Here is a 7,866-nt window from a genome sequence, read left to right on the forward strand (position 1 = left end):
ATTGGCCTGCGGCCAATGATGAAGCATCCCTGCTTCATGTATTAACCCGCCGGGTTAATAATATAGGTGCCTTAGTTCAAGTCGCTGGCGTAGCTCGCCTCGATGGCCTGTTCGGCTTTGGTGGCTTCCTGGGCCAGCAGGTCAAACCATTTCTCGCCATCCTTTACGTTGCCCTTGAACCAGCTGTAAACGGGCTCTGCGGCTTTTTTGAAGGCATCCTTTTGCTCAGGGGTGGGTACATAGACTTCGCCACCGGCGCTGCTGAAATCCTGGTAGGCCTTGATGGACTTGCGTTTGGGCGAGGCAAAGGTGGCCTGCTGCAGCGCCGAGAAACCGTCCACAATCACGCGGCGCATGTCTTCGGGCATGGCCAGGAAGCTCTCATTGTTCATGAACCAGTAGGCGGACATATATGCATGGCCATCCAGGGTAATGTACTTGAGGCCGGCTTCAGGGAATTTCATGCTCATGATATCGGTGATGCCGTTTTTGGAGCCTTCAACCACGCCGGTCTGGAAGGAGGTGAAGAGTTCTGGCCAGGGAATCGGTGTCGGGCTGGCGCCAAGGGATTTGACCAGTTCCTGGGGCAGGTCCGATACCACGGTACGAATCTTCAGGCCTTCGATGTCCTTGGGGGTCTGAATAGTACGTTTGGTGTTGGCAAAGTTGCGCCAGCCGCCGGTGTTGCCGATGGTCATCAGGCGAACGCGGCTGTCGGAGTCCTCAAGGATGGACTTGCGCAGTTCGCGGGTGAAGTCACCGGCCAGCACGGTTTCGGCGACACGGTCATCACGCAGCAGGTAGGGCAGATCCAGTACCTGGACATAGGGGAACATGTTGCCCACACCGCTGGCAGTAGAAATGAACACGTCTACGGAACCGTCTTCCAGTGCCTGCATGCATTCGGTGCCATTGGCGCACAACTGTGTGCCGATAAAGAGTTCCACGGCGATTTTGCCGTTGGAGTGGGCTTCAACAAAGTCCTTGAATACCACCAGGCCGTCATAGTCTTCGTCGTTTTCGTTGGAGTTGGCCACGGCCCGCAGGTTGTATTCGGCGGCGGAGCTGAGAGCGCCGAACAGCAGGGTGGCGCCCGCCAAAGTGCCCACCAGGGCAGATTTGAGTTTTTTGTTTATCACCATGAGTAGATCCTCTTTGATTTTTGTTGTGGCTACGGTTGGTCTTGGTGGTGTGGCGGGCTCTGTGCCCGCCGGAGTTAAGGTCGTCAGGCAAGCCCAAGCCATCGGGGGATGGTCATGGACAGCGCCGGGAAGAAGGTAATCAGGAAGATGACCACGATCTCGATAAACAGGAACGGCAGTATGGATTTGGCAATGGCTTCGACCTTTTCCCCCGACACGCTGGAGGCGACGAAGAGCACCAGTCCCATGGGTGGCGTTGCCAGCCCCACAGTCAGGTTGACGCTCATGATGATGGCGAAGTGAATTGGATCCACGCCTATGCCGATGAACACCGGTGCCAGTATAGGCCCCAGAATAATGATCGCGGGGCCGGCATCCAGAAACATGCCGACAATAAACAGCAGAATATTGATCATGAACAGCAGCATTAGTGGATTGTCGCTGATACTCAGCACCCAGGCGGCCAGCTGTTCGGCGGTGTGCGACAGGCTCACCACTGTCTTGAAGGCGATGGCGGCACCGACCAGTAGCAACACCACGGCGGAAGACTGGGCGCTGCGGGTAAAGATGCCTGGCAGTTCACTGATTTTAACCGTCTTCATGACCCAGATACTCAGCACCAGGGCGTAACCTACCGCCACGGCCGAGGCTTCGGTGGGGGTGAATATTCCGCCGAGGATGCCGCCCAGAATGATAACCGGCGTCATCAGCGGCAGAAAGGCGCTCTTGGTAGCGGTGGCCCGCTGCGGCCAGGTCTGTTTGGGACCCGCGACCGGGAAGTCATAGCGCTTGGCCATCAGGGCGATCACCGCCATAAGCCCAAGACCGACCAGCACGCCCGGTACAACACCGGCGGCAAAGAGCGCTGCCACCGACACTTCCATGGTGTAGGCGTAAATAATCATGATGCCGGAGGGCGGAATGATCGGGCCTATGACGGAGGATGCGGCCGTGATGGCGGCGGAGAAGCGCCTGGTGTAACCGTTTTTCTCCATGGCCGGAATCATCATGGAGCCGATGGCCGAGGTATCCGCCACGGCGGAGCCGGACAGGCCCGCGAACAGCATGCTCGAGAGCACGTTTACATGGGCCAGGCCGCCGCGAACATGGCCGATAAAGGCCTGGGAAAAATTAACCAGGCTCATCGTAATGCCGCCCCGGTTCATCAGCTCGCCGGCCAGCATAAAGAATGGGATGGCCATCAGCGGGAAGGAGTCGATGCCGTTATAGATATTGCGAAACAGCATGGGAATGTCCCGATCCATGCCCTGGGTCAGCAGCATGATGCCGGGGGCCGACAGCATGGCAAAAAATACCGGCATGCCTATCAGCAGGAAAATCAGGAACAGCGGCAGGAATAATACGAGCATGATGCGTGATCCTTTTATTCGGCTTCCGGGACTGTGTTGGAGTCGAGCACGGGGGCGGGGAAGTCTTCGGCAGAACCGAACAGACGACCGACTTCCCGCAACAGCAGCTCGGCATTAACCAGCAGCATGCTGCCGAAACAGACCGGCATGGCGAGATAAATCCAGGCGCGAGGGAGATCGAAAGAGGCGGCGCGGGTGCGAAAACCACGCTGGAAAAATTCCAGCCCAAGGCTAAACAACTGTATCAGTACCAGCGCCGATATCAGCAGCAGGCAAAACTTGAGAATGGCCCGGACTTTGGGGTGCAGGAAACCGTGCAGCATGTCGATGGCGACAAAGGATCCCTGGCGGTAGGCGTTGGCAGCGACTAGCGCCATCATCCAGATCATCAGGGCGCGGGCTGCTTCTTCGGGCCAGGGCAGGGCATTATTGAGCACGTAGCGGCAGAACACCTGCAGCAGTATTGCCGCCACCATGGCGGCGACACAGATCCAGGCCACGGACTTGCCAGCGCGGATCAACAGGGCGTTGATCCATTCGAGTCCGCCAAGGCAGAACTTGAGTATCTTCATAAGCTGCCAACACCCTTTTATTAATATTATTCAGGGATTCAGTTGTATCGGCGCCACATGAGACATGCAGCAGTGATCGCCGATTTTTCTGACAGTGAAACTATAGTGGCCCTGCCTGTGTTTACAGAAATGGGCCACAGGTTTAGGTTTCGAAGATCAGGGGACTTCCTGGCCGCTGGCGGCGGTCCAGAGCTCGAACCAGGTTTCGCGATCGATCTGGATATCACAGGCGCCGGCGAGTGCGCGGATGCGCCCGATGTTGTTGGTGCCTACTACCGGCATGATACCGGCCGGGTGCATCAGCAGCCAGGCCAGGGCGACAAGATCGTCGGTGCTGTTGTGGCGTGTGGCTATAGCCTGCAACAACGGACGCAGGCGCTGCGCAGCGGGGGAGTCGCCGAACAGGGCGCCACCTGCCAGTGGCGACCAGGCCATGGCCGCAATGCCATCGAGTTGCATGCTGGCGAGGGTGCCGTCGGTAAAGGTGTCGCGCTGCAACAGGTTCATCTCGATCTGATTGACCACCAGCGGATGTTTCATGTGCTGCTGCAGCAGGCGCCAGTCCCAGTGCATGAAGTTGGATACGCCCAGCGCCTTCACCTTGCCACTGTCGACCAGTGCATCCAGGGCCGCGCCGGTTTCGGCTGCATCCATAAAGGGATCGGGGCGGTGTATCAGCAACAGGTCAAGCTGCTCGCTGTGCAGCTTTGCAAGGCTGCTATCAACGCTGTTGCGGATATAGGCTGCGCTGGTGTCGTAGTACTTCACTCGGCGCCCAGGAAAGGCATCGGATATCAGGGCGATATCGCACTTGCTGACCAGCTGCATGGCGTCGCGCAGGGATGGATCTTCAGCCAGCGCCTTGCCAAACAGGGCTTCACAGCGGTAATCGCCGTAAATATCGGCATGGTCGAAGGTGGTGATACCCTGTTCCAGACAGGCATCAATCTTGGTGCGCACATTTGCCACTGAGGTGTCGGCATCGTCAGCCAGACGCCAGACGCCGTAGACCAGTCGGCTGAGTTCCACTGCGGTATTGCCTAGCTGCACTTTTTCCAAGGGTCTGTCTCCAGATGTTCTGCGCTTGCCGTATAGCGGGCGAGCGGGTCAGTTTCTTGTTATCCGGTGTGGCACAGGCTGGGGCCTATAAGGGCAGGCTGGCTGGGATCCGGTAGTGGAGTTACCCTATCAGTGTATTTTGATGATGTAAATCAATCATGCATGAATTGTTGTATTTCTCCCCCAAGGGTCGGTATATTGCAATGACGCTGTGGCATTGGCTACTTCAGGGTCGTCGGCCATCTTGGATACGGACTTTAAGGAATCAGTTGTGTTGAAGAACGGAAAATCCAAAAAGTTGCCGCTCTATATCCAGATAGGCGAGCTGTTGCACCGCGAGATTGCCGCGGGCCACTGGCAGCCCGGTGAGCGGCTGCCCATAGAGTCGCAGCTGGCGTCGAGTCTCAATGTGGCTGTGGGCACACTGCGCAAGGCACTGGCCAAGCTTGAAGGTGATGGTTTGCTGGAGCGCCGCCAGGGATCGGGTACCTATGTCAAACGCGCCCCCACCGGCACGGCTATCTATCAGTTCTTTCACCTGGAATTGCTGGCAGGCGGCGGTGTGCCCCGCGCCGATACTCTGGCTGTATCGATGCGCCAGGAGCCTGAGGTGGCGCAGCAGCTGGAGATGGACTATCTAGAGGCGAAGCTGTGGTCCATCCGGCGCAAACGCTACCTGAATACGCAGCTGGTGGCAGCCGAGGAGATCTGGATTGACCATCGCCATAGCGACAGTCTGGTGGCAGAGGATCTGCACGAGTCCCTCTATATGCATTACCGCGAGGTGTTCGGTTTCTGGATTGGTCGGGTGGAGGATCGTATCGACTGTGTTGAGGCGCCGGACTGGGTAACCGAGCAGCTTGGCCTGCCCTCGGGCACTACCCTGGTGCGGGTCGAGCGCAAAGGCTGGTCCAACAATAACCAGGTGGAGGAATTCTCCCGTACCTGGTTTGACCCGCAGAAGTGCCGTTATTTCGCTCGTTGGTCCTGAGGTTTTCGTCCGTGTTTATCTGTCTAATTCATCCATAAATGATTCATTGTTGCTCCGCGTGATCGGGGCAGCTTTTCCAGGGATAGTCGTCATTGGCTGTTCGGTTTTTGTGTGATTGTTTCAAGTAATAATAAAACCAGAGAGTGAGCACATATGAGCAAGGTCGTCAGGTACGGGATTTTGGGTTGCGGCATGATGGGGCAGGAACATCTGCGTAATCTGGCTCTGATTGAGGGTGCGCAGGTAGTGGCGATTGCCGAACCCGATGCGCACATGAAGCAGCAGGCGGCGCTTCTTGCACCCGACGCCCTGATGCTGGATACCCTGGATGAGCTGCTGCAGGTTGATCGCCTGGATGCCCTGGTGGTGGTCACGCCCAATTACCAGCACGCGGAGCAGTTGCTGGAGATCCTGGAGCGTACGGATCTGGCCGTACTGATCGAAAAGCCTGTCATTACCCAGCTTGAGCAGGTCGCTGCGGTCAAGCAGGCGGCCGATCGCCATCCGGCGCCGCTCTGGGTGGCGATGGAATACCGCTACATGCCGCCGATCACGGCGCTGCGCAAGCACCTGGAGCAGGGTGATGTAGGCGAGATGCAGATGCTCAGCGTGCGAGAGCATCGTTTTCCGTTTCTGGAAAAGGTCAACGACTGGAACCGGTTCAACCGCAATACCGGCGGCACCCTGGTGGAAAAATGCTGCCACTTCTTTGATCTGATGCGCCTGCTGGCGGCGGATGAAGTGGTGCGGGTTTATGCCTCGGCGGGGCAGGACAATAACCATCTGGATGAAGCCTACAGCGGTGAGCGTCCCGATATCCTCGACAATGCCTATGTGGTGGTAGATTTTGCCAGCGGCAAACGCTCCATGCTGGAGCTCAATATGTTTGCCGAAGGTTCACGCTACCAGGAAGAAATCTGTGCAGTGGGTCCCAGGGGCAAGCTTGAGTGTTTTGTGCCAGGGCCTGGGCGCTTCTGGCCTGAGGCAACACTGGGGCCTGCGCCTGTGGCGCGGGTCGTGTTGAGCCCGCGGGATCCCAAGGGCCCCATCGAAGCCGAGATCCCGGTGGATCCCAATATCCTGGCCGCCGGTGATCACAACGGCTCCACCTATTACCAGCATCTGGGTTTCTACCGCGCCCTGACCGAGGGAGCCAAGGTAGATGTGACCGTTGATGATGGTCTCAAGGCGGTGGTAATAGGTCTGGCGGCACAGCATTCGGCGGCCACCGGCAAGGCGGTTACCCTGACCGAGGGGGGGTTGTCGTTCGAGTTGTAAGCCCTATTTTGATTTTCACGTGCAAGCAGATGCCTGTTTGTGCGGCTTCGAGGCCCGGATAATTTCCGGGCTTTTTTTGTAGTTTCCAAAAATAAAAAATGAAAATTAAATTAATTTAAAACAATGAGTTATATCAATATTGCTACTGTTATATGAAAAATTCATTCACAATTGATTTACTTAATGATTCTGCATTGCTAATGTTGCCCTACAGATTCATTCATTATTGATTTATATAGACCGGATGTCTCTTCTGGTCGTATCAAACTCACACCGCCAATAACAAGAGTCATAATTATGAGCATCAGCATTTCCCGCGTCGACGGTCAGAAGCAGGTCAACGGGCTCGATTTTCCTTTGGTCGTTACGCCCTCCGATGATGCCGCCATGCAGCAGCCGGAGGCGGCCAACGCCTGGGTGCATGAAAACCGTGCCGAGCTGCACGATCTGCTGATCCGCCATGGCGCGGTGTTGTTGCGGGGTTTTGCGGTACCTGACCAGCAGGCGTTTGAAAATATGCTCAATGCGACCGATTATCAGAACATGCCCTACATAGGTGGTGCGGCACCGCGCAGCCAGGTCACCAGCTCGCGCATTGTTACGGCGAATGAATCACCGGCGTCGGAAACCATTCCGTTTCACCATGAGATGGCCCAGGTGCCGACTCCGCCGGGCTATATCTTCTTTTACTGTGACGTGGCATCCGAAGAAGGCGGGGCTACGTCCATACTGCATTCCGGCGAGATCTTCAGCAAAATCGAACAGTTTGCCCCCGAGTTCGCGCACAGAATCGAACAGCAGGGCGTGCGTTACGTGCGCGTGATGCCGGCGGTCACCGATACAGCATCCGCCATTGGCCGCTCCTGGAAAGAGACCTTCAATGTCAGCACTGCAGAGCAAGCTGAAGAGAAAATGAGCGAAGCCGGCATGAACTGGGAATGGCTGGCCGATGGCAGCGTTCGTACCCAAACCGCCGTGCTGGATGCTGTGCGTTTTGATGAGGAAACCGGACAGAAGGTGTTTTTCAATTCCATCGTTGCGGTCTACACCGGCTGGAATGATGCGCGCAACGATGGCAAGACTGCCGTAGTAACGGCTGATGGCGAACCCATGGATGCGACTGTGATCGAGGAGATTGTGCGCCAGATGGATGCATCCTGCGTCAACTTCAAATGGCAGCACGGCGACGTGCTCTGTATCAACAACCACACGGTGCTGCACGCGCGCCAGCCGTTCAAGGGTGATCGCCGTATCCTGGCGTCCATTTCATTCAAATAGTCCCCAGGCCAAATGGTCTAAAACGCCTGTCTGGCACTACGTTTCTTTTCCCGTTGAGTTGGGTTCCAACAGCCTCCTAGGAGGCTGTCCGACAATACTCAACCTACTGCGAGCCACCTGAGTTTGGCTGTTTTTTGTGCTGTTTTGCGTTAAATAGAACCACTATTCGCCTTAAA

General features: G+C 56.5%; 7 protein-coding genes. 3 read left to right on the top strand and 4 right to left on the bottom strand.

Annotated features, from left to right (window positions below; all coding sequences use genetic code 11):
* Nucleotides 1-71: 71 nt before the first annotated feature.
* The 4 genes from MPRO_RS16580 to MPRO_RS16595 all read right to left on the bottom strand — a co-directional run bounded on the left by MPRO_RS16580 (nucleotide 72) and on the right by MPRO_RS16595 (nucleotide 4,134).
* Nucleotides 72-1,142 (bottom strand): TRAP transporter substrate-binding protein, encoded by a 1,071-nt coding sequence (locus MPRO_RS16580; RefSeq protein ID WP_067295282.1) that lies wholly within the window; start codon nucleotides 1,140-1,142, stop codon nucleotides 72-74.
* A gap of 83 nt (nucleotides 1,143-1,225) precedes the next feature.
* Entirely contained in the window at nucleotides 1,226-2,512 is a 1,287-nt protein-coding gene (locus MPRO_RS16585; RefSeq protein WP_067295284.1) for a TRAP transporter large permease, read from the bottom strand.
* Between the two features lie 14 nt (nucleotides 2,513-2,526).
* The gene (locus tag MPRO_RS16590; protein ID WP_067295287.1) at nucleotides 2,527-3,084 is read right to left on the bottom strand and encodes a TRAP transporter small permease; all 558 of its coding nucleotides are present in this window, start codon (nucleotides 3,082-3,084) and stop codon (nucleotides 2,527-2,529) included.
* 156 nt (nucleotides 3,085-3,240) lie between these two features.
* Entirely contained in the window at nucleotides 3,241-4,134 is an 894-nt protein-coding gene (locus tag MPRO_RS16595; RefSeq protein WP_245635120.1) for an aldo/keto reductase, read from the bottom strand.
* A 280-nt stretch (nucleotides 4,135-4,414) separates the two neighbouring features.
* On the opposite strand from MPRO_RS16595, the gene MPRO_RS16600 reads away from it, so the two are divergent.
* The 3 genes from MPRO_RS16600 (at nucleotide 4,415) to MPRO_RS16610 (ending at nucleotide 7,690) form a co-directional block, all read left to right on the top strand.
* Nucleotides 4,415-5,134, top strand: a complete 720-nt coding sequence (locus tag MPRO_RS16600; RefSeq protein WP_067295292.1) for a GntR family transcriptional regulator — start codon at nucleotides 4,415-4,417, stop codon at nucleotides 5,132-5,134.
* A 153-nt stretch (nucleotides 5,135-5,287) separates the two neighbouring features.
* On the top strand, nucleotides 5,288-6,412 hold the full coding sequence (locus MPRO_RS16605; RefSeq protein ID WP_067295295.1) for a Gfo/Idh/MocA family protein: 1,125 nt from the start codon (nucleotides 5,288-5,290) through the stop codon (nucleotides 6,410-6,412).
* A 297-nt stretch (nucleotides 6,413-6,709) separates the two neighbouring features.
* On the top strand, nucleotides 6,710-7,690 hold the full coding sequence (locus MPRO_RS16610; protein ID WP_067295297.1) for a TauD/TfdA family dioxygenase: 981 nt from the start codon (nucleotides 6,710-6,712) through the stop codon (nucleotides 7,688-7,690).
* The last annotated feature ends 176 nt before the right edge of the window (nucleotides 7,691-7,866 follow it).

The sequence above is a fragment of the Marinobacterium profundum genome (assembly GCF_001528745.1).
Taxonomy (GTDB): domain Bacteria; phylum Pseudomonadota; class Gammaproteobacteria; order Pseudomonadales; family Balneatricaceae; genus Marinobacterium_A; species Marinobacterium_A profundum.

Coding starts and splice junctions, on each gene's coding strand:
- MPRO_RS16610 (WP_067295297.1), top strand. CDS start 6,710: ATGAGCATCAGCATTTCCCGCGTCGACGGTCAGAAGCAGGTCAACGGG.
- MPRO_RS16605 (WP_067295295.1), top strand. CDS start 5,288: ATGAGCAAGGTCGTCAGGTACGGGATTTTGGGTTGCGGCATGATGGGG.
- MPRO_RS16590 (WP_067295287.1), bottom strand. CDS start 3,084: ATGAAGATACTCAAGTTCTGCCTTGGCGGACTCGAATGGATCAACGCC.
- MPRO_RS16585 (WP_067295284.1), bottom strand. CDS start 2,512: ATGCTCGTATTATTCCTGCCGCTGTTCCTGATTTTCCTGCTGATAGGC.
- MPRO_RS16580 (WP_067295282.1), bottom strand. CDS start 1,142: ATGGTGATAAACAAAAAACTCAAATCTGCCCTGGTGGGCACTTTGGCG.